13 protein-coding genes and 1 rRNA gene are annotated in these 20078 nt (G+C 70.9%); 6 read left to right on the top strand and 8 right to left on the bottom strand.

The annotated features are described in order from the left end of the window. Nucleotides 1-207: 207 nt before the first annotated feature. A 16S ribosomal RNA gene (locus tag LIV37_RS22820) occupies nucleotides 208-1734 on the bottom strand. A gap of 729 nt (nucleotides 1735-2463) precedes the next feature. Between LIV37_RS22820 and trpS the strand changes: the two genes are divergently transcribed. Then, nucleotides 2464-3483: a tryptophan--tRNA ligase gene (trpS, locus tag LIV37_RS22825; protein ID WP_020869463.1), complete on the top strand. Its 1020-nt coding sequence runs from the start codon at nucleotides 2464-2466 to the stop codon at nucleotides 3481-3483. A 28-nt stretch (nucleotides 3484-3511) separates the two neighbouring features. On the opposite strand, the gene proC is transcribed toward trpS, so the two are convergent. After that, on the bottom strand, nucleotides 3512-4321 hold the full coding sequence (proC, locus tag LIV37_RS22830) for a pyrroline-5-carboxylate reductase (protein ID WP_020869464.1): 810 nt from the start codon (nucleotides 4319-4321) through the stop codon (nucleotides 3512-3514). 308 nt (nucleotides 4322-4629) lie between these two features. On the opposite strand from proC, the gene LIV37_RS22835 reads away from it, so the two are divergent. Together LIV37_RS22835 and LIV37_RS22840 are read left to right on the top strand one after the other, a co-directional pair. Further along, nucleotides 4630-5016, top strand: coding sequence for a hypothetical protein (locus LIV37_RS22835; protein WP_121824617.1), 387 nt, complete (start codon nucleotides 4630-4632; stop codon nucleotides 5014-5016). Nucleotides 5017-5194: 178 nt separating this feature from the next. Next, entirely contained in the window at nucleotides 5195-6751 is a 1557-nt protein-coding gene (locus LIV37_RS22840; RefSeq protein WP_020869465.1) for a SulP family inorganic anion transporter, read from the top strand. A gap of 117 nt (nucleotides 6752-6868) precedes the next feature. Here the strand turns inward: LIV37_RS22840 and LIV37_RS22845 are convergent, their stop codons facing one another. After that, nucleotides 6869-7201, bottom strand: a complete 333-nt coding sequence (locus LIV37_RS22845; protein WP_121824616.1) for an SH3 domain-containing protein — start codon at nucleotides 7199-7201, stop codon at nucleotides 6869-6871. A gap of 119 nt (nucleotides 7202-7320) precedes the next feature. Between LIV37_RS22845 and LIV37_RS22850 the strand changes: the two genes are divergently transcribed. Then, nucleotides 7321-9720 (top strand): protein kinase domain-containing protein, encoded by a 2400-nt coding sequence (locus tag LIV37_RS22850; RefSeq protein WP_121824615.1) that lies wholly within the window; start codon nucleotides 7321-7323, stop codon nucleotides 9718-9720. A gap of 75 nt (nucleotides 9721-9795) precedes the next feature. Beyond that, nucleotides 9796-12012 carry a protein kinase domain-containing protein gene (locus LIV37_RS22855; RefSeq protein ID WP_020869468.1) on the top strand — a complete coding sequence of 739 codons (2217 nt, stop codon included), beginning with the start codon at nucleotides 9796-9798 and terminating at the stop codon, nucleotides 12010-12012. 94 nt (nucleotides 12013-12106) lie between these two features. On the opposite strand, the gene ilvD is transcribed toward LIV37_RS22855, so the two are convergent. From ilvD to LIV37_RS22875, 4 genes are all read right to left on the bottom strand, one after another. Beyond that, nucleotides 12107-13957 carry a dihydroxy-acid dehydratase gene (gene ilvD / locus LIV37_RS22860; RefSeq protein WP_121824614.1) on the bottom strand — a complete coding sequence of 617 codons (1851 nt, stop codon included), beginning with the start codon at nucleotides 13955-13957 and terminating at the stop codon, nucleotides 12107-12109. A 187-nt stretch (nucleotides 13958-14144) separates the two neighbouring features. Beyond that, nucleotides 14145-14774: a TetR/AcrR family transcriptional regulator gene (locus LIV37_RS22865; RefSeq protein WP_020869470.1), complete on the bottom strand. Its 630-nt coding sequence runs from the start codon at nucleotides 14772-14774 to the stop codon at nucleotides 14145-14147. Next, entirely contained in the window at nucleotides 14771-15616 is an 846-nt protein-coding gene (locus LIV37_RS22870; RefSeq protein ID WP_121825328.1) for a sugar phosphate isomerase/epimerase family protein, read from the bottom strand. Before LIV37_RS22870 ends, LIV37_RS22865 begins: the two co-directional genes overlap by 4 nt. A 96-nt stretch (nucleotides 15617-15712) precedes the next feature. Beyond that, a complete protein-coding gene (locus LIV37_RS22875) occupies nucleotides 15713-16642 on the bottom strand; it encodes a Ppx/GppA family phosphatase (protein WP_020869472.1) in 930 nt (309 codons plus the stop codon). Between the two features lie 212 nt (nucleotides 16643-16854). Here LIV37_RS22875 and LIV37_RS22880 point away from each other — a divergent pair, with 212 nt between their 5' ends. After that, complete coding sequence (locus LIV37_RS22880) at nucleotides 16855-17718, top strand: DUF3109 family protein (RefSeq protein WP_252505748.1); 864 nt, start codon at nucleotides 16855-16857, stop codon at nucleotides 17716-17718. A gap of 558 nt (nucleotides 17719-18276) precedes the next feature. Here LIV37_RS22880 and LIV37_RS22885 read toward each other — a convergent pair. Next, nucleotides 18277-19980 carry an RNA polymerase sigma factor gene (locus tag LIV37_RS22885; protein ID WP_254807111.1) on the bottom strand — a complete coding sequence of 568 codons (1704 nt, stop codon included), beginning with the start codon at nucleotides 19978-19980 and terminating at the stop codon, nucleotides 18277-18279. Between the last annotated feature and the right edge of the window lie 98 nt (nucleotides 19981-20078).

The raw sequence follows: 20078 nt of genomic DNA on the forward strand, positions 1-20078 counted from the left end.
CCGGGACCGGCCCGAAGACACAAGCAGCATTCCTGCCCGCACCCTCAGACACCCAACAGCGTGCCCGACACCCTCGCCCCCCTCTATCACGTTCCACGCCGAAGCAGTACTAGCGACCAGAGCAGGCCAAGTGTGCCGAATAGTCAACGTTCCACCCATGAGCAACCGTGCAGGACATCTGCCCGCAGTCGGCTATGTGCTCCTTAGAAAGGAGGTGATCCAGCCGCACCTTCCGGTACGGCTACCTTGTTACGACTTCGTCCCAATCGCCAGTCCCACCTTCGACAGCTCCCTCCACAAGGGTTGGGCCACCGGCTTCGGGTGTTACCGACTTTCGTGACGTGACGGGCGGTGTGTACAAGGCCCGGGAACGTATTCACCGCAGCAATGCTGATCTGCGATTACTAGCGACTCCGACTTCATGGGGTCGAGTTGCAGACCCCAATCCGAACTGAGACCGGCTTTTTGAGATTCGCTCCACCTCACGGCTTCGCAGCTCATTGTACCGGCCATTGTAGCACGTGTGCAGCCCAAGACATAAGGGGCATGATGACTTGACGTCGTCCCCACCTTCCTCCGAGTTGACCCCGGCAGTCTCCTGTGAGTCCCCATCACCCCGAAAGGCATGCTGGCAACACAGAACAAGGGTTGCGCTCGTTGCGGGACTTAACCCAACATCTCACGACACGAGCTGACGACAGCCATGCACCACCTGTACACCGACCACAAGGGGGCACCCATCTCTGGATGTTTCCGATGTATGTCAAGCCTTGGTAAGGTTCTTCGCGTTGCGTCGAATTAAGCCACATGCTCCGCCGCTTGTGCGGGCCCCCGTCAATTCCTTTGAGTTTTAGCCTTGCGGCCGTACTCCCCAGGCGGGGAACTTAATGCGTTAGCTGCGGCACGGACAACGTGGAATGTCGCCCACACCTAGTTCCCAACGTTTACGGCGTGGACTACCAGGGTATCTAATCCTGTTCGCTCCCCACGCTTTCGCTCCTCAGCGTCAGTATCGGCCCAGAGATCCGCCTTCGCCACCGGTGTTCCTCCTGATATCTGCGCATTTCACCGCTACACCAGGAATTCCGATCTCCCCTACCGAACTCTAGCCTGCCCGTATCGAATGCAGACCCGGGGTTAAGCCCCGGGCTTTCACATCCGACGCGACAAGCCGCCTACGAGCTCTTTACGCCCAATAATTCCGGACAACGCTTGCGCCCTACGTATTACCGCGGCTGCTGGCACGTAGTTAGCCGGCGCTTCTTCTGCAGGTACCGTCACTTGCGCTTCTTCCCTGCTGAAAGAGGTTTACAACCCGAAGGCCGTCATCCCTCACGCGGCGTCGCTGCATCAGGCTTCCGCCCATTGTGCAATATTCCCCACTGCTGCCTCCCGTAGGAGTCTGGGCCGTGTCTCAGTCCCAGTGTGGCCGGTCGCCCTCTCAGGCCGGCTACCCGTCGTCGCCTTGGTAGGCCATCACCCCACCAACAAGCTGATAGGCCGCGGGCTCATCCTGCACCGCCGGAGCTTTCCACCACCAGACCATGCGGTCGGTAGTCATATCCGGTATTAGACCCCGTTTCCAGGGCTTGTCCCAGAGTGCAGGGCAGATTGCCCACGTGTTACTCACCCGTTCGCCACTAATCCCCGGCCGAAACCGGTTCATCGTTCGACTTGCATGTGTTAAGCACGCCGCCAGCGTTCGTCCTGAGCCAGGATCAAACTCTCCGTGAATGCTTCCGGGATATCCCGGCAACACATCACGAGAGCGGAACCACCGGAGGAATAATCCGATGGTTCACAGCGTCCTCGCTGTGTTCTTCTTCAAAGGAACCTCGTCCAAGAATGGACGGGGTATCAACATATCTGGCGTTGACTTTTAGCACGCTGTTGAGTTCTCAAGGAACGGACGCTTCCTTCGAAACCGTTTCACCGGCTTCTCCGGGCGCTTCCCTTCGGTGTTTCCAACCTTACCAGACCCGATTCCCGGTCGTTTCCGATCCGAATTCCGTTTCCGGCCCCCTGCTGGAGCGGGGTCTTTCGCGCCTTCCGGCGTGTCCACCACTTTAGCGGATTCCCCCCGGATGCTCATAATCGAGTTCCCCGGTCCGAATTCCGGCATACCGAAATCCATCCCGATGAGGGGCCGTGCAGTAGTGGTTTGCCGCCGGTGCGGCTCGATGGTTGCCGCGTTTCCCCGTAGGGCTCCGTGGCAACTCGGTGAACACTACACGACGCCCCGAGGACCATCAAACCCATGGCCGGACCCCCCGTCAGGGCGTACTGTCCATGGCATGACGAGCGCATGTGTTCACCCACGGTGGTGGGCCGCCTGACGGCGGCCGCCCCTTTCAGGCACATGCGCAACCACGGCCGCCGCTCCGGCGGCCGTTCGCGTTTCTCCCTCCCGCGAATCCCGGCCGACCGGGTCGGCGGTCCCGAGACAGCGGGAGACGCGGAGAGATGACAGAGACGAAGACGGCACGGCGCCGGATCTTCAGTGGGATCAAACCGAGCGGGCACCTGACCCTCGGCAACTACCTCGGGGCCGTACGCCGGTGGGTTCAGGAGGACCAGCACCGTGCCGACGCGCTGTTCTGCGTCGTCGATCTGCACGCGCTCACGGTGGAGCACGATCCGGCGCGGGTGCGGCGGCTCACCCGGCAGGCCGCCACGCTGCTGCTGGCCTCGGGGCTCGACCCCGAGCTCTGCACGCTGTTCGTGCAGAGCCATGTGGATGAGCACGCGCGGCTGTCCTATCTCATGGAGTGCACGGCCACCGACGGCGAGATGCGCCGGATGATCCAGTACAAGGAGAAGTCCGCGCGGGAGCAGGCGAGAGGGGGGAGCGTACGGCTGTCGCTCCTCACCTATCCGGCGCTGATGGCAGCCGACATCCTCGTCTACGGAACGCATGAGGTGCCGGTCGGCGAGGACCAGACGCAGCATGTGGAGCTGGCCCGGGATCTGGCGCAGCGGTTCAACCAGCGGTACGGACCGGTCTTCACCGTGCCCCGGGCCACCAATCCGCGGGTCTCGGCGCGGGTGATGGATCTGCAGGACCCGACCTCGAAGATGGGGAAGTCGCACGCGGAGACGGCGGGCATCGTCTATCTGCTCGACGAGCCGGATGTCGTGCGGAAGAAGGTCATGCGGGCGGTCACGGACAGCGGCACCGAGGTGCGGTACGACCGGACGGAGCAGCCGGGGGTGGCCAATCTGCTGGATGTGCTGGCCTCGTGCACCGATGGCAAGCCGGAGGTGCTGGCCAAGGAGTTCAGCTCGTACGGGGCGCTGAAGGGGGCCACGGCGGAGGCGGTGCTGGAGGTGCTGCGTCCGCTCCAGGCCCGGCACGCCGAGCTGTGTGCCGACCCGTCGTATGTGGACGGGGTGCTGCGGGCCGGGGCCGAGCGGGCGCGTGGGCTGGCCCGGCCCCGGGTGGACGAGGCGTATGCGGCGGTCGGGCTGCTGCCGCCCACCTGAGCGGAGCGGCTCTCCGTCAGGCTCTCCGTCAGCTGTTGCCGGAGGCGAGCTCGCGGCTGCGGTCGCGGGCCGCCTCCAGCGCGGCGATCAGCGCGGCGCGCACCCCGTGGCTCTCCAGTTCGCGGATGGCGTTGATGGTGGTGCCCGCCGGGGAGGTCACGGCCTCGCGCAGCTTGACCGGGTGCTGATCGCTGTCGCGCAGCATCACGGCCGCGCCGATGGCCGCCTGGACGATCAGGTCATGGGCCTTGTCGCGGGGCAGGCCCAGCAGGATGCCCGCGTCGGTCATCGCCTCGACGAGGAAGTAGAAGTAGGCCGGGCCGGAGCCGGAGAGCGCGGTCGCGGCGTCCTGCTGGGACTCGGGGACGCGGAGCGTCTTGCCGACGCCGCCGAAGATCGCCTCGGTATGGGCGAGGTGCTCCTCGGTGGCGTGGCTGCCCGCCGAGATGACGGACATGGCCTCGTCGACCAGCGCCGGGGTGTTGGTCATGACCCGGACGACCGGGGTGCCGGCGGCCAGGCGCGCCTCGAAGAAGGAGGTGGGGATGCCGGCGGCGCCGGAGACGACCAGCCGGTCGGCGGGGACGTGCGGGGCGAGCTCATCGAGCAGGGCGCCCATGTCCTGCGGTTTGACGGTGAGGATGAGGGTCTCGGCGGCCTTGGCGGCCTCGGCGTTGGAGACGGCCTCGACGCCGTGGCGCGACCGGAGCTCCTCGGCGCGCTCGGGGCGGCGGGCGGTGACCAGCAGGTCGGACGGCGACCAGCCACCTCGGATCATTCCGCTGAGAAGGGCTTCGCCGATCTTTCCCGTGCCGAGCACGGCGACCTTCTCCGTCATGGTGCGGCTCTCCTCATGCCTGTGCGGCTTGTGCGTGTGGTGCGTAGGTGTTCTCCGCCATCCTCGCACGGGTGGCGCATTCCCCCTGGCTCTTATGAATTTCTTATTCATTGTTCGATGAATTAATTTTACGCGCCATCCGGCGTGACCGGGAAGCGGCTTTGCGCCCGCGCCAACCAGGGCGCCCGGAACGAAACAGTCCTGTTCGATGACTCCGAGTTCACAAGTCGGTTACATATCGACTTGCAAATGGTCACGGTCTCATGGACACAATAGGGCTCGGTGTCTATACGTACGGGAAGGGGGCGATGGTGAGGACGATCCGGCATACCGCTCACGCACTGGTAACGGCGGTTGCCGTGTTGCTTGCCCTCTTCATCGCGGCCGATTCCGCGTCCGCGCAGGTCATCCATCCCGAAACGGTCAGCGCCACCGCATCAGCCGATCCGCGGCCGACCACCGAATCACTGGTGTCCGCGCACGGCGACCACGGAACTGAAGATTGCAAGGGGCTCCGCGGAAGGGCCCCGCTCACCGCTCCCACACCGAGCGGCAAATACGGATGTGTGTGCGGTTGCGATGCCGGTGTTCCGGTGCCGCGTGCCGCCATCTCCACATCGGTCACCGGGCGGCAAGCCGTTCCGGTGTCGAGATCGGGCGAACTGCCCGTCATCCTCCAGATCTTCCGCTGCTGAGAGCTACACCGCCGTAGCCCGGCGGTCCGTCTCACGCATATCTCAACGCTTTTCACGCGTCTCGCAGCAAGCGATCTCAACCGCCAGCGACCGATTCCATCGATCCCACTGACGTAGCGCTATGCCGTGCCCCCGCCTGCCCATGAGCCGGTGACGGGGCGCACTGGAGGCAACCCTCATGCGAAATCTCCTTGACCGTTTCCGTGGTGCCGGAGGCACCTCAGGCTCATCCGGCGCCGGAACCTTCCGCGCCGACTTCACCGCTTCTCTCGTCGTCTTCCTGGTGGCCGTCCCCCTGTGCGTGGGGGTGGCGGTCGCCTCCGGTGTACCGGCCGAGCTCGGCCTGATCACCGGCATCGTCGGCGGGCTGGTCACCGGCTTTCTGCCGGGCAGCAGCCTTCAGGTGTCCGGCCCGGCCGCCGGGCTGACCGTGCTGGTCTACGAGGCCGTGGAGCAATACGGCGTCGCCGCGCTCGGCGTCCTCGTCCTCATCTCCGGACTGCTCCAGCTGGCCATGGGCGCGTTCGGCCTCGGCCGCTGGTTCCGGGCGATCTCCGTCGCCGTGGTGCAGGGCATGCTCGCGGGCATCGGCCTGGTGCTGATCGCCGGACAGCTGTACGCGCTCGCCGACGCCAAGGCCCCGAGCAGCGGGCTCGACAAGATCTTCAGCATTCCGCGGCTCATCGGGGATGTGGCCGGTTCCCCGGACGCCATGAAGGCGGTCGCCGTGGGCGCCGGGACGGTCCTCGTCCTGGTGCTGTGGCCGCGCTTCCGCCAGGGCGCCAAGGTGCTGCCCGCGCCGCTGGCGGCCGTCGCGCTCGCGACGGCCGCGACCGCGATCTTCGACCTGCCGATCGCGCGGGTCGAGGTCAAGGGTCTGCTGGACGCCATCCAGCCGCCCGGCGGCGGTGAGTTCCAGGCCCTCGCCGAGGTGGGCGTCATCGGCACCGTGCTCGCGTTCACGCTGATCGCCTCGGCCGAGAGCCTGTTCAGCGCCGCGGCCGTGGACCGGCTGCACGACGGTCCGCGCACCGACTACAACAAGGAGCTGATGGCGCAGGGCGCGGGCAACACGGTGTGCGGTCTGCTCGGCGCGCTGCCGATGACCGCGGTGATCGTGCGGAGCGCGGCCAATGTGCAGGCCGGTGCGAAGACGAAGGCGTCGCGGGTGCTGCACGGTGTGTGGCTGCTGGTCTTCGCGGTGCTCTTCCCCTCGGCACTGGGCATCATCCCGGTGGCGACGCTCGCCGGTGTGCTGGTCTACTCCGGCTGGAAGCTGATCCCGACCAAGGATCTGGTGCCGCTGTGGAAGGCCCACCGGGGTGAGGCGATCATCCTGATCGTCACCGCCGGCGCGATCGTGATCACCAATATGTTCGAGGGCGTGATCATCGGTCTGCTGATGGCCGTGGCCAAGACCGCCTGGGAGACCTCGCATGTGCATGTCGAGGTCACCGGGCGCGAGACCGACGACGACGCCGACGGCGGCAGCACCGGCACCGACACCGGCGACAAGCCGCTGCACGTACGGGTACGCGGCAACGCGACCTTCCTCCGGCTGCCCAAGCTGCTGGACGAGCTGGAGGGGCTGCCCCGTGAGCGCGAGGTGGAGCTCGACCTGACCGGGCTGCGCCATGTGGACCACGCCTGCGAGATGGCGCTGGCCACCTGGACCGAGCGGCACAACGCGGTGGTCAAGCGGGGCGCCACCCTCGAGGAGCGGATCCGGGCGTAACCCATATAGAGAAGGGAGACCCCCTTTATATAGAGGGGAGACCCCCTTCCGTCGCCCGGCCCCCGGCGCCGCACTCGCGGTGCCGGGGGTCGGGCGCGCTCCGGCCGGGCTCGTGGGTCAGCCGCAGGGCACCGTGACGAAGCCGTCGCTGCCGGTCTTCACATACGCGTCGGAGACGTACTGACCCGGGGCGATGTTGTCCCAGATGTCCGAGGTGCCGTACGGGCCCGAGACCTTCTGGCCGTGCCGCTGGCAGCGGATCGGGACCCGGCTGTTGTACGGCAGCACCTTCACGAGCCGGTAGTTGGTGCCGGGACCGCTGCGAACGTTCAGCTGGTAGCCGGGCGCGACCGGATAAGTGATCGCTCCGGCGGTGGTTTCCACCGTGTCCGCGACGGTGTCCGTGCCGTCGGTGGTGGCTACGGTGTCCGCGGTCTCTTCGATGGCCATGGCGGCCCCTCCCCCGTTGAACTTCTTTCCGAAGTTGTGCACATGTCGTGTGAAGTGACACGACATGCGGAGGCTAACAAGGCTCGCACGTGTCATCGACTAGGCTCGCCGAGTCGCGAATGCGGCCGAATTCACGGGGGTGGGGCATGCCGCCGGTGCGCAGAGCCGGGACGGGCCCGGAAGCGGAGGATCCGGAATACGCCGGGCAGTACCAGCTCGAGGCGCGCCTCGGGTCCGGTGGCATGGGCGTGGTCCATCTGGCCCGCTCGCACTCGGGGCGGCGGCTCGCGGTGAAGGTCGTCCATGCCGGGTTGGCCGAAGACCCCGAGTTCCGGGCGCGGTTCCGGCAGGAGGTGGCGGCCGCCCGGCGGGTCAGCGGCGCGTTCACGGCGCCCGTGGTGGATGCCGACCCGGAGGGGCCGAGACCCTGGATGGCCACCCTCTACATCCCCGGCCCGACGCTCGCCGAACACGTCAGGCGGAGCGGGCCGTTGGCGCCGGACGAGATGGTGCGACTGGCGGCGGGGCTCGCCGAGGCGCTGCGGGACATCCATCGGGCGGGCGTGGTGCACCGCGATCTCAAGCCGAGCAATGTGCTGCTCGCGGCGGACGGCCCGAAGGTCATCGACTTCGGCATCTCCCGGCCGTCCGACAGCGAACTGCGCACCGAGACGGGGAAGTTGATCGGCACCCCGCCGTTCATGGCGCCGGAGCAGTTCCAGCGGCCGCGGGCGGTGGGACCGGCGGCGGATGTGTTCGCGCTGGGGTCGGTTCTGGTGCACGCGGCCACCGGGCGGGGGCCGTTCGAGTCCGAGAGTCCGTACATCGTGGCGTACCAGGTGGTGCACGACGAGGCGGATCTGGCGGGGGTGCCGGATGAGCTGCTGCCGCTGATCCAGCGGTGTCTGGCCAAGAACCCCGAGGACCGCCCCACGCCCGACGCCCTGATGACGGTCCTGCGCGCGGTCCGCGGCCCCCAGTCGCCGGTGCCGCGCGGACCCGTGCCGCTGGTGCCGCAGCAGCGCACGCCGGAGCCGCACTCGCTGCCGGGTGGACGCTGGGGGCAGGACGACGGCGCCACGGATACGCATGTGAAGGCGGACCCTGCCGCCTCTGCTGCCTCTGCCGCTCCTACTGCCCCTGCTGCCCCTGCTGCCTCTGCCGAAGCGGCGGCCCCCGATCATGTGGAGCCCGATCCCGCGGAGCCCGATACGCATGTGAAGCCGGCTCCCGCGCCCGAACCGGCCGCGGACCGGGCCGAGTCGGGAGCGGACCGGCCCGTGGCGCGGCGCCGGGGGATCCGGCGGTGGGCCCTCTCCGGGCTCGCGGCCGTCGTACTGCTCGGCGCGGGCACGGTCGTCGCACTGCGCCCGTTCGACGGTACGGACTCCTCCGGCGGCGGCCGGCCGCGGATCAGCGCGGCGACCGCGGAGGCGTGGCGCCCCTGGACGACCGGGCTGGATGTCGGAAAGGCCGCGGGCTCGGATGCGCGGCCCGCGTTCTGCTCGTACGGAGCGGGCGCGTTGTACTGCGCCCGGCACGGTGTCGAGACCGCCCGGGTCGATCCGGACGACGGCCGCGTGGTCTGGTCGCGGCCGTCCGCGGCGGCGCGCCCCGGTGACGGCGCGACGATCTCCGCTCCCGTGGTCGCGGGCGGTCTGGTGCGGACGGTGTCCCCGGACGGCGGGCGGCTGCGGGCGTTCGACCCCACGACCCACCGCGTCCGCTGGAGCCGCGATGTGTCCCGCTACCAGGGCGGGGTCTACTCCTCGGGCGACACCGTGCTGCTGGTCACGCCGGACGGCATGGTCACGGCGGTGAACGGGGCGACGGACAAGGAGCGTTGGAGCCATCGGCTGCCCGGCCACGCCCGGCCCGTCTTCTTCTCGTACGGCGACGGCCGCACCGCGTACGCCGTGACCACCGCGGGCGACGGCTCGCACACGCTGGTCACGGCCGTGGACACGGTGCGCGGTACGACGCGCTGGCACGCCTCGCTCAGCGGCAACCTCACCCCGGCCGGAAGCGGCCCCGATGGCGTGCTGCTGCTGACCGAGACGGACGCCCGGACCAGTACCACCGCCGTCGTGCGCTACGACCCGGAGCGGCGCGCGGCGCGGCGGGTCGCGCTGTCCGCGCCGGTGTCCGCGATCGACGCCGTCACCAGTGGTGACCGGGTGTACGTGCTGGGCACGGACGGCGGGTTGGTGGCCGTCGACACCGCGCGCGAGGGCACGGCGCGGGCGCGGCTCTGGCGCCTGGAGACCTCGGTCTCCAACGCCTCGCCGCTGGTGGCGGCGGACGGCAGGCTGTACTTCTCGGCGGCGGACGGCCGGTTGCTGGCCGTGGACGCCCAGCGGGGCGAGGTGATCGGCGAGACCCGCTCGCGCGGGGGCGCGGCCGGTCAGGGCTTCCTGGATCTGATGCCCGCGCCGGTGGTGGCGGACGGCAAGGTGTTCGCGACGGCCCCGGACGGCACGCTCTTCGCCGTCGACGGGCGGAATCCGGCCGGTTGGTGAGCGGCGTCACGGGCCCCCGGCGCCGGCCGGGCCTAGAGTGACCGCCGGATCGTGGGTCGGTGGGAGAAGGCGGGAATGGCACTGCGCGCCGGGGACCCGGAGTCCGTCGGAGGCTACGCACTCGAGCGGCGGCTCGGCCGTGGCGGGATGGGCACGGTGTATCTGGCCCGGTCGCCGTCGGGGCGGCGGCTGGCGCTGAAGGTGGTGCATCAGCAGTTCGCCGACGACGACGAGTTCCGGGTGCGGTTCCGGCAGGAGGTCGCGGCCGCCCGGCGGGTCAGCGGCGCGTTCACCGCGGCCGTCGTGGACGCGGACCCCGATGCCGTGCTGCCGTGGATGGCGACCTCGTACGTCCCCGGCCGGACCCTCGCCGAGCGGGTCGCGGCGGGCGGTCCGCTGCGCGGCGCGGAGCTGCGGCGGCTGGCGATCGGGCTGGTCGAGGCGCTACGGGACATCCACCGGGCGGGAGTGGTGCACCGGGATCTGAAACCGGCCAACATCGTGCTGTCCGACGAGGGCCCCCGCGTCATCGACTTCGGCATCTCCCGGGCGGCCGACCACCAGACGCTGACCATGACGGGCCGGGTCATGGGCACGCCCCCGTTCATGTCGCCGGAGCAGCTGCGCGATCCGCGCGAGGTCGGGCCGGAGTCCGATGTGTTCTCGCTGGCGACGGTGCTGGTGTACGCGGCGACCGGCCAGAGCCCGTTCGACGCGGACAGCCCCTATATGACCGCCTATCACGTGGTGTACGAGCCCCCGGCGCTGGACGCGGTGACCGGGCCGCTGCGTGACGCGGTCGCGGACTGCCTGAGCAAGGACCCGCCCGCGCGGCCCGGTCTTGACGAACTGCTTGAACGGCTGCGGACGCTGCCCGAGGACGACGGTGCCGACGGTGAGGGCGGTGCCGACCGTAAGGGCGATGCCGACGACCGTAAGGACGTCACGGAAGCGGACGGCGGCACTGGCGAGGGCGGCGAGGGCGACGCCGCCGTGCCGACCGAGGTCGGCCGCGCGCCGGGCCACGCCCATCTGACCCGCCGCCCCCTGGTGCTCGCCGCCGCGGCCGCGGGCCTGGTCGCCGCGATCGTGGGGACGATCGTCTTCCTCCGGGCCGGATCCGGACCCGAGGGCGAGCCGGATGCCCGCCCCACCACCCGCTCATCGGCGAACGGCTCGCTCCCATCCGGCTGGCGCCCCTGGCAGCGCACCCTCGCCGGGCCCGGCACCGACATCGTGACCAGCGCCAATGGCGCTCCGCGCTCGGTCAGCGGGCCGACCGGCCGCCGCTGTCTGCCCTCGGGCACGGATCTGTACTGCGGTGGTTCCGGGATCGCCCTGACGCGGCTGGACGTCCGGGGGCGGGTGGCCTGGCACCGGTCGGCGAAGCCGAGCGGGCTGATCGGAGTGGCGGGCGGTCTCGTGCTGGGCACCGTGGAGAAGTCGGACGGCACGGCCCGGCTGGAGGGCTACCGCACCAGCGACGGTGAGCGGGTCTGGCGGACCGACATCGGCAGCGCGTACCAGGGGGCGGTGTTCCAGCGGGGGGACCATCCCGCCGTGCTCACCCAGAGCTGGGACGAGGAGACCTTCCAGGCGGTGGACGTGCGCACCGGCCGCACGCTCTGGTCGCGCCGGGTCGGCCACGGGCTGAGCTGCGGTCCGGATGTGGTGGCCGGACGCCCCCTCGCGGACTGCGGACCGCTGGAGGACCGGGGCGACCCGGCCGTTCCGAGCGGGCTCTACACCCTCTCCCCCACCACGGGGGCGCCCCGGCGGATCGGCACCGTCTACGTGGGCTCCTTCCTCGCCGAGCGCTCGGGCGAACTCCTCTATCTGGAGCAGCGCGAACACGACACCGACGACTACACCGATCTGCTGTTCCTCGGCACGGACGGGGAACGGCAGCGCCGGGTGAAGCTGCCCGAGGGGCTCTCCGCCCAGCAGATCACGCCCGCCCTGGTGGGCGACACGCTCTACTTCGTCCGGCAGAACGGCGAGGTCACCGCCGTCACCACGACCGGAAAGCGGCTGTGGAGCAAGGCGACGCAGGTGGAGTGGCTGGGCCCGCCCGCGGTGTCCGGGAGCCGGAACGCCCTGTATCTGGCCACCGCAGCGGGCCGGGTCGTCGCGCTGGACCGCCGGGACGGCCGGGTGCTGTGGCGGACCAAGGCGCGTACCGACCCCGGTGGCATCCCCGCCGAGCTGACGCTGAGCGGGGACGCCCTCACCACGGTCTACGGATACGACACCCTGGAGGCGTCCGGGATGGACGTCAGCCGGGGCGGCTGAGGCGGAGGGACGTCAGCCGGGGCGGCTGCCGTGCGACGACACCCGCTTCGGCTGACCGCGCGCGGTCAGCCGAAGCGGCCGATACCGCGCGGACTCAGCCCAGTTGGCTGATGTCGCGGACCGCGCCCTTGTCCGCGCTGGTGGCCATCGCCGCGTAGGCACGCAGCGCGGTGGACACCTTGCGCTCGCGGTCCTTCGGGGCGTAGACGCCGCCGAGCTCCTCGCGGCGGGCCGCCAACTCCTCCTCGCTCACCAGGAGGTCGATGGAGCGGGCGGGGATGTCGATACGGATCCGGTCGCCGTCCCGGACCAGGGCGATCGTGCCGCCGGACGCCGCCTCCGGCGAGGCGTGCCCGATGGAAAGGCCCGAGGTGCCGCCGGAGAAGCGGCCGTCGGTGACCAGCGCGCATGCCTTGCCCAGGCCCCGGCCCTTGAGGAAGGAGGTCGGGTAGAGCATCTCCTGCATCCCGGGGCCGCCCTTGGGGCCCTCGTAGCGGATGACGACCACGTCGCCCTCCTTGACCTGCTTGCCCAGGATCCGCTCGACGGCCTCCTCCTGGGATTCGCAGACCACGGCCGGGCCCTCGAAGGTCCAGATCGACTCGTCCACGCCCGCGGTCTTCACCACACAGCCGTCGACGGCCAGATTGCCCTTGAGGACGGCGAGTCCGCCGTCCTTGGAGTAGGTGTGCTCCATGTCGCGGATGCAGCCGCCGGCGGCGTCCGTGTCCAGGGAGTCCCAGCGCTCGGACTGCGAGAAGGCGGTGGCGGAGCGCTTGCAGCCGGGGGCCGCGTGCCACAGCTCGACGGCCTCGGCGGACGGTGAACCGCCGCGCACGTCCCAGGTCTTGAGCCAGTCGGCGAGCGAGGAGCTGTGCACGGAGTGGACGTCCTCGTTCAGCAGCCCGCCGCGGAACAGTTCGCCGAGGATCGCCGGGATGCCGCCCGCACGGTGCACGTCCTCCATGTAGTACGTGCCGCCGGGGGCGACGTTGGGGGCGACCTTGGCGAGGCACGGCACCCGTCGGGAGACCTCGTCGATGTCCTTGAGGTCGTAGTCCAGACCGGCCTCCTGGGCGGCGGCCAGCAGGTGCAGGATCGTGTTGGTCGAGCCGCCCATGGCGATGTCGAGCGCCATGGCGTTCTCGAAGGCGGCGCGGGAGCCGATGGAGCGCGGCAGAACCGTCTCGTCGTCCTGCTCGTAGTGGCGCTTGGTGATCTCCACGACCGTACGGCCGGCGGTCTCGTAGAGCGCCTTGCGGGCGGTGTGGGTGGCCAGCACCGAGCCGTTGCCCGGCAGGGAGAGCCCCATCGCCTCGGTCAGGCAGTTCATCGAGTTGGCGGTGAACATGCCGGAACAGGAGCCGCAGGTCGGGCAGGCGTTGTTCTCGATGCGGAGGATGTCCTCGTCCGAGACGCTCTCGTTGACCGCGTCCGAGATCGCGTTGATCAGGTCCAGCTTGCGGACGGTGCCGTCGACGAGCGTGGCCCGGCCCGCCTCCATGGGGCCGCCGGAGACGAAGACGGTCGGGATGTTGAGCCGCATCGCGGCCATCAGCATCCCGGGGGTGATCTTGTCGCAGTTGGAGATGCAGATCAGCGCGTCCGCGCAGTGCGCCTCGACCATGTACTCCACGGAGTCGGCGATCAGGTCGCGGGAGGGGAGGCTGTAGAGCATCCCGCCGTGGCCCATGGCGATGCCGTCGTCCACGGCGATGGTGTTGAACTCGCGCGGAATGCCGCCCGCGGCGTGGATCGCCTCGCTGACGATCCGGCCGACCGGCTGGAGGTGGGTGTGGCCGGGCACGAACTCGGTGAAGCTGTTGGCGACGGCGACGATCGGCTTGCCGAAGTCCTCGCGCGCTACGCCGGAAGCCTGCATAAGGGCGCGGGCGCCCGCCATGTTGCGGCCGTGGGTGACAGTGCGAGACCTCAGCTCGGGCACGGTGCTCGGCTCCCTCGTGATACGTGCGTCCTGCGGATCGGATCGGAGTCTTCTGAGCCTACGCCTGTGTCCACGGATCCGGATGGTCCGTCCGGATCCAGAGACGGCCGGGTCACTGAGCGGAACAGGTCGATCAGCTCTCGGTCAGCGATTAGGCCCGTTCATGCCCCGACGATCAGGATTTCGATCAGCTCTCGGTCAGATAGCGCTGCAGAGTGGGCCCCACCATCGCCACGATGTCGTCCGCCTCCGCCGAGGCCATCGGCTCCATCCGGATCACATACCGCAGCATCGCGATCCCGATCAGATGCCCGGCCGCGAGCTGGGCCCGGAACTCGGGGTTCGGGACGTCCAGCTCACCCGCCATCCGCACCAGCACCCGGCGCTCGATCATGCCGCGCAGCACCACGGCGGCGGTCTCGTTGGTCAGCGCCGAGCGCATCACGGCGAGCAGCGGCAGCCTGCTGACCGGGTTCTCCCAGATGCCGAACATATAACGGGCCATCCGCTCGCCCGCGCCCTCCCGGCTGCCGTGCACCGCGTCCGGAACGCCCATGGCGGGAGCGAAGATCAGCTCGATGGCGGCCTCGAACACCTGCTCCTTGGTGCCGAAGTAGTGGTGGACCAGCGCCGGGTCCACCTCAGCGGCCTTGGCGATGCCGCGGATCGAGGTCTTGTCGTAGCCGCGCTCGGCGAACTCGTTGCGCGCCGCGATCAGGATCCGGTCCCGGGCGGCGGGGCCGTCGGAGGCGCTCGTACGGGCCGGGCGGCCGCGCTTGCGCGGGGGTGTGGCGGACCCGGATGCGGCGGCGGTCATGAACCGGGCACCGCCCTGCTCCGCCGGGTGGCCGAGGTCGGCGAGGCGAGGTGCAGCCGGGTGAAGGCCAGGGCCTCCGCCAGATCGGCCTCGCGCTCGGTCGTGGACATGGCACGCCGGGTGTTGACCTCGACGACCACATTGCCGTCGAAACCCCCGACCGCGAGCCGTTCCAGCAGCTCGGCACAGGGCTGGGTGCCGCGCCCCGGCACCAGGTGTTCGTCCTTGTTGGAGCCCTGGCCGTCGGCGAGGTGGAGATGGGCCAGCCGGTCGCCCATGCGGTCCACCATCTCCAGCGCGTCCGTACGGGCGGTGGCGGTGTGCGACAGGTCGATCGTGAAGTGGCGGTAGTCGTCCTGGGTGACATCCCAGCCCGGGGCGTACGCCAGCATCTCGCGGTCGCGGTAGCGCCACGGGTACATGTTCTCGACCGCGAACCGCACATCGGTCTCGTCCGCCATCCGCCAGATTCCGCGGACGAACCCGCGCGCGTACGCCCGCTGCCATCGGAACGGCGGGTGGACCACGACGGTGGACGCGTCGAGCTTCTCGGCGGCCGCCCTCGCCCGCTGCAGCTTCACCCACGGGTCGGTCGACCAGACCCGCTGGGTGATCAGCAGACAGGGGGCGTGCACGGCGAGGATCGGCACCTGGTGGTAGTCCGAGAGCCGACGCAGCGCCTCGATGTCCTGGCTGACCGGATCGGTCCACACCATGACCTCGACGCCGTCGTAGCCCAGGCGTGCCGCGATCTCGAAGGCCGTCGCCGTCGACTCCGGATAGACCGAGGCTGTGGACAGCGCGACCTTCGCATCCGGGATGCGCACCACTGGCTCTGTCACGAGGGACAGCGTACGGCGGCTGCTCTCCGCAACCGAACCGCGGCGGCCTTTGCGGCTGAACGGCCGCCGCATTCCGGCCCCGGCCACGCTCCGTGGTCAGGTGGGCAGATGGTCCAGGCGGCGGAGGATCACGCCCTCGCGCAGCGCCCACGGGCAGATCTCCAGCTGCTCCACGTCGAACAGGTCCATCGCGGCCTCCGCCACCAGCGCCCCGGCCGTGAGCTGTCCGGCCCGGCCCTCGGAGACCCCGGGCAGCTCGGCCCGCTCCTGGGTGGGCATGGCGGCCAGCTTCGGCACCCACTCCTCCAGCGCCCGGCGGGTGAGCCGGCGCTCCACGTAGAGCCCCTCGGCGGAGCGCGCGGCGCCGGTGATCCTGGCCAGCTGCTTGAAGGTCTTGGAGGTGGCCACCACATGGTCCGGCGCCCCATGGCGGCTGAAATCGCCGACGCTCCGGGCGATCTCGGCCCGCACATGGCGCCGCAGGGCCCGTACGTCCGCCGGGTCGGGCGGATCGCCGGGCAGCCAGGACCCGGTCAGCCGGCCGGCCCCGAGCGGCAGCGAAACCGCCGCGACGGGCTCCTCGTCCATGCCGTACGCGATCTCCAGCGAACCGCCGCCGATGTCCAGGACCAGCAGCCTCCCCGCGGACCAGCCGAACCAGCGGCGGGCGGCCAGGAAGGTGAGCCGTGCCTCGTCCGCGCCGCTGAGCACCTGGAGCCGTACGCCGGTCTCCTCGGCGACCCGGGCCAGGACCTCATCGGCGTTGGACGCCTCGCGGACGGCGGAGGTCGCGAACGGCAGGACGTCCTCGACGCCCTTGTCCTCGGCCGCCTCCAGCGCCTCCATGACCACCGCGATCAGGCGGTCGACGCCGTCGGAGCCGATGGCCCCGTGCCCGTCGAGGAGTTCGGCCAGCCGCAGCTCGGCCTTGTGCGAATGCGCGGGCAGCGGGCGCGCGCCGGGGTGGGCGTCCATCACGAGCAGATGAACCGTATTCGAACCCACGTCGAGGACACCGAGTCTCATGACGTGAACGCTACTGCTCCCACCTCGGTGTCATGCACAGGTCCTCCCACGTTCCCGCGGCATGAGCGCGCCTGAGCCGCGCCGGGGACGTGCGCGGTCCCCACCTCCGGGTTTTCGCCGAAGGCGCCTACCCTTGCACCGTGGCAAAGACGAAAAAGGCGAAGCAGGACAAACGCCGGAAGGCCGCCCTGGAGTGGGCGGCCGACGAGCCGATGCCGTCCGGGGCGGAGGGTACCGAGGACGCCGCGAGCGCCGAGGACGCCCCGGGCGCCGAGGACGAGGTCGGCCTGGACTTCGCCCGCGCATGGGTCGAATTCCCCGATCCGGCCGACGACGAGCAGCTCTTCCGATGCGATCTGACCTGGCTGACCTCCAAGTGGACCTGCATCTTCGGCCAGGGCTGCCAGGGCATCCAGGCGGGGCGGGCCAGCGACGGCTGCTGCACGCTGGGCGCGCACTTCTCCGACGAGGACGACGAGGCGCGAGTCGGACGCCATATGGCCCGGCTGACCCCGGAGATCTGGCAGTTCCACGACGAGGGGCACGCCTCGGGGTGGGTGCAGGAGGACGACGACGGCGAACGGCAGACCCGGCGCCACAAGGGCTCATGCATCTTCCAGAACCGGCCGGGCTTCGCGGGCGGCGCGGGCTGCGCACTGCACATCCTGGCCCTGCGGGAGGGGCGCGAGCCGCTGGAGACCAAGCCGGATGTGTGCTGGCAACTGCCGGTGCGGCGGTCCTACGACTGGATCGACCGGCCGGACGACAGCCGGGTGCTGCGGATCACCATCGCCGAGTACGACCGGCGCGGATGGGGGCCGGGCGGCCACGATCTGCACTGGTGGTGCACCTCTGCCACCTCGGCGCACGGGGCCGGGGAGCCGGTGTTCCGGTCGTACCGGCCGGAGCTCATGGAGCTGATGGGCAAGGCCGGGTACGACCGGCTGGTCGAGCTGTGCGAGCAGCGCATGGCGTCGTCGCTGCCGATGCTGGCGCCGCATCCGGCGGACCCAATGGTTCCGGCTGATCCGGTCGTTCCGGTGGACCCGGCGGACCCGGCGGACCCGGACGACTGACGAGGCCGTGCCGCCTGCGGCGGGCTGTTCCCCTCCCCGCCCCTTCCCACAACCGGGGCTCCGCCCCAGCCCCGGGGATCCGTGCCCCTGACCTGCCGTCGATCGCCTGCGGCGCCGTCGTGGCCGGTCGCGCAGTTCCCCGCGACCCTTCGGGCGCCTTCCTTCCGCACCCCCGGGCGTCCGGGGGCGCGGCCGCTGTGCCCTGACCTGCCGTCGATCGTCCGCGGCGCCATCGTGGCTGATCGCGCAGTTCCCCGCGCCCCTGTCGGGGCGTCCTCCGCGGGGTCCAGGGGCGCCGCCCCTGTGCCCTGACCTGCCGACAACCGTTCGCGGCACCATCGTGGCCGGTCGCGCAGTTCCCCGCACCGCCGGGCGTCCAGGGGCGGAGCCCCTGGCTGCGGCGCCGTCGTGGCTGGTCGCGCCCGCGAGGCGGAGCCTCGCATCGACACAGCCCCGCGCCCCGGGGGCCCAGGGGCGGAGCGCCCTGGTTACGGGAAGGGGCGGGGTGGGGAAGATTCCCCACCCCATCGCGTCCGGGCCATGCGAGAGCGCCTCGCGTCAGCGCTTCGCGGCGGGTGAACCGGACGGCGTCGGTGAGGGGTCGCTCGGGGACGGGGTCGGCTGGCCGGAGGGGTCCGTGGGGCTGGGGGGGGGGTCGGCGGGCGTGCCGCGGCCCTCGATCAGCACCACCGCGCCCGCCGGGTCCACCGAGACCCGCGCGCTCCAGTGCCCGGACGGCTCCCGGTCATGGTCCACCGAGACCGTGATGGTGGTGGAGTCGCCGGGCCGCAGCACCCCGGCCGGGTGGTTCAGCTGGAGCCAGGGCGCCCCGGCGGCGGCCGACCAGTGCACCGGTGAACCGCCGGACGCGGTGAGAGTGATTACGGTCACATCACCCTCGGGGTGCGCCGTGACCGTGAGCCGTCCCGGTCCTGGGGCGGGGCGGGAGGGTCCGGAGCCGTCCCCGGGGCGGCCGCCACCGTCCGGGCGGGACGCCTCGCCGTCCTTGTGCCCCGGCCGCTCCACCACACCGTCCGCGTCGATCACCTCGACCGACACATCCGGCGCCCCGCGGCCCGCCTCGGCGCCGCGCGGGCCGGAGCCGATCCGCGTGCCGGAACGGTCCTGCGCACTGCCGCCGGTCTGTTCGTACGAGCGCCGGGCGGGCCGGTCCTGACCGGCCGGGGCCTGGTCCGCGCCGTCCGCGTCGGCGGCGGCCACCGAGTCCGTGTCGCGCTCGTCACCGGCGAGCGGGGCGCCCCGGTAGGCGGCCCACAGGGCGAGCACCGGGGCCGCCACGACCGTGGCGACCACCGTCGTGGTCAGCACGCGGCTGCGCATCCGGCTGCGGCGGGCGGCCCGGTCCTGGGGCTCCAGCGGAAAGCCGCGCCGGTCGAACCGGGGCCCGGCGCCCGCGCGGGCGGGCCGTCCGCCCCGCGCGCCCAGCAGCGCGGCGTGCACGGCGGCGCGGGGGGCCTCCACCACCGGGAGCTCGGCGGGCGCGGCGGCCGTACCGGGCCAGGGCCCGTCGGCCGTGGCGCGCTCGGCCATCCGGCGGCACTCGCGGCAGTCGTCCACATGGCGCACCAGCTCGCGGCGGAGGGCGGCGGAGAGCAGCACCTGGGTGTCGCCCGCGAGCCGCGCGACCACCGGGCAGTGGCCGAGCTCGACGACGGCGAGCGCGGCGCGGGTCCGCTCCACCTCGCAGGCGGCGCTGGAGAGCAGGGCGCGGGTCTCCTCCTGGTCCTTGCCGAGCACGGCGGCCACCTCGGAGGGGCCCAGCCGGTGGCGCACCGCGAGTTCGAGCGCCTCGCGCTGCTCGGCGGAGGTCCCGGCGGCCTCCGGCCAGGCCAGCGCGGCCAGTTCGTGGCGGCGCTGGGCGGCGATGGGCTCGGGCAGCTCGGCCGCGGTGCCGTCGCCCGGGGTGTCCGTCCCCGTACGGCCGCGGCGCTCGGCCAGTTTGCGCAGACAGGCCCAGCGGGCGACCGCGTAGAGCCAGGGGCGGGACAGCTCGCCCTCCTCGGTCACCCGGCCGCGCCCCCGGCCGGTGCGGCGCTCGGCCACCGCCAGTACGTCGCCCACCGCGACGGCCGCGGCGTCGTGTTCGCACAGGGCCGACAGGCAGTACGTGAACAGGCCGTCCAGGTACGGCTCGTAGCGTTCCGGAGGCCGCTGGGGGCGGGTGGTGGTGGAGCGGGGCGCACGGCGCCGCGCCCGCTGTGCGCCGGGGGTCTGTGTCGAGTGCTCGGACCTGCTGCTCATCACCCGGCGACGGTAGGCGGATGATGCAGACTTCCTCGCGCCACTTGCACTGTTTTAACCCTTACGGGTGACCATCTCCCTCATAAGGGGACAGGTGT

Origin of the sequence: Streptomyces rapamycinicus NRRL 5491 (assembly GCF_024298965.1) — a bacterium.
Lineage (GTDB): Bacteria > Actinomycetota > Actinomycetes > Streptomycetales > Streptomycetaceae > Streptomyces > Streptomyces rapamycinicus.

What these genes read in the sequence shown, in the direction of transcription:
- LIV37_RS22875 (WP_020869472.1), bottom strand. Translation starts at nt 16,642, where the DNA reads ATGAGACTCGGTGTCCTCGACGTGGGTTCGAATACGGTTCATCTGCTC.
- LIV37_RS22880 (WP_252505748.1), top strand. Translation starts at nt 16,855, where the DNA reads ATGCCGTCCGGGGCGGAGGGTACCGAGGACGCCGCGAGCGCCGAGGAC.
- proC (WP_020869464.1), bottom strand. Translation starts at nt 4,321, where the DNA reads ATGACGGAGAAGGTCGCCGTGCTCGGCACGGGAAAGATCGGCGAAGCC.
- LIV37_RS22840 (WP_020869465.1), top strand. Translation starts at nt 5,195, where the DNA reads ATGCGAAATCTCCTTGACCGTTTCCGTGGTGCCGGAGGCACCTCAGGC.
- LIV37_RS22855 (WP_020869468.1), top strand. Translation starts at nt 9,796, where the DNA reads ATGGCACTGCGCGCCGGGGACCCGGAGTCCGTCGGAGGCTACGCACTC.
- LIV37_RS22845 (WP_121824616.1), bottom strand. Translation starts at nt 7,201, where the DNA reads ATGGCCATCGAAGAGACCGCGGACACCGTAGCCACCACCGACGGCACG.
- LIV37_RS22835 (WP_121824617.1), top strand. Translation starts at nt 4,630, where the DNA reads ATGGTGAGGACGATCCGGCATACCGCTCACGCACTGGTAACGGCGGTT.
- LIV37_RS22885 (WP_254807111.1), bottom strand. Translation starts at nt 19,980, where the DNA reads ATGAGCAGCAGGTCCGAGCACTCGACACAGACCCCCGGCGCACAGCGG.
- trpS (WP_020869463.1), top strand. Translation starts at nt 2,464, where the DNA reads ATGACAGAGACGAAGACGGCACGGCGCCGGATCTTCAGTGGGATCAAA.
- LIV37_RS22865 (WP_020869470.1), bottom strand. Translation starts at nt 14,774, where the DNA reads ATGACCGCCGCCGCATCCGGGTCCGCCACACCCCCGCGCAAGCGCGGC.
- LIV37_RS22850 (WP_121824615.1), top strand. Translation starts at nt 7,321, where the DNA reads ATGCGGCCGAATTCACGGGGGTGGGGCATGCCGCCGGTGCGCAGAGCC.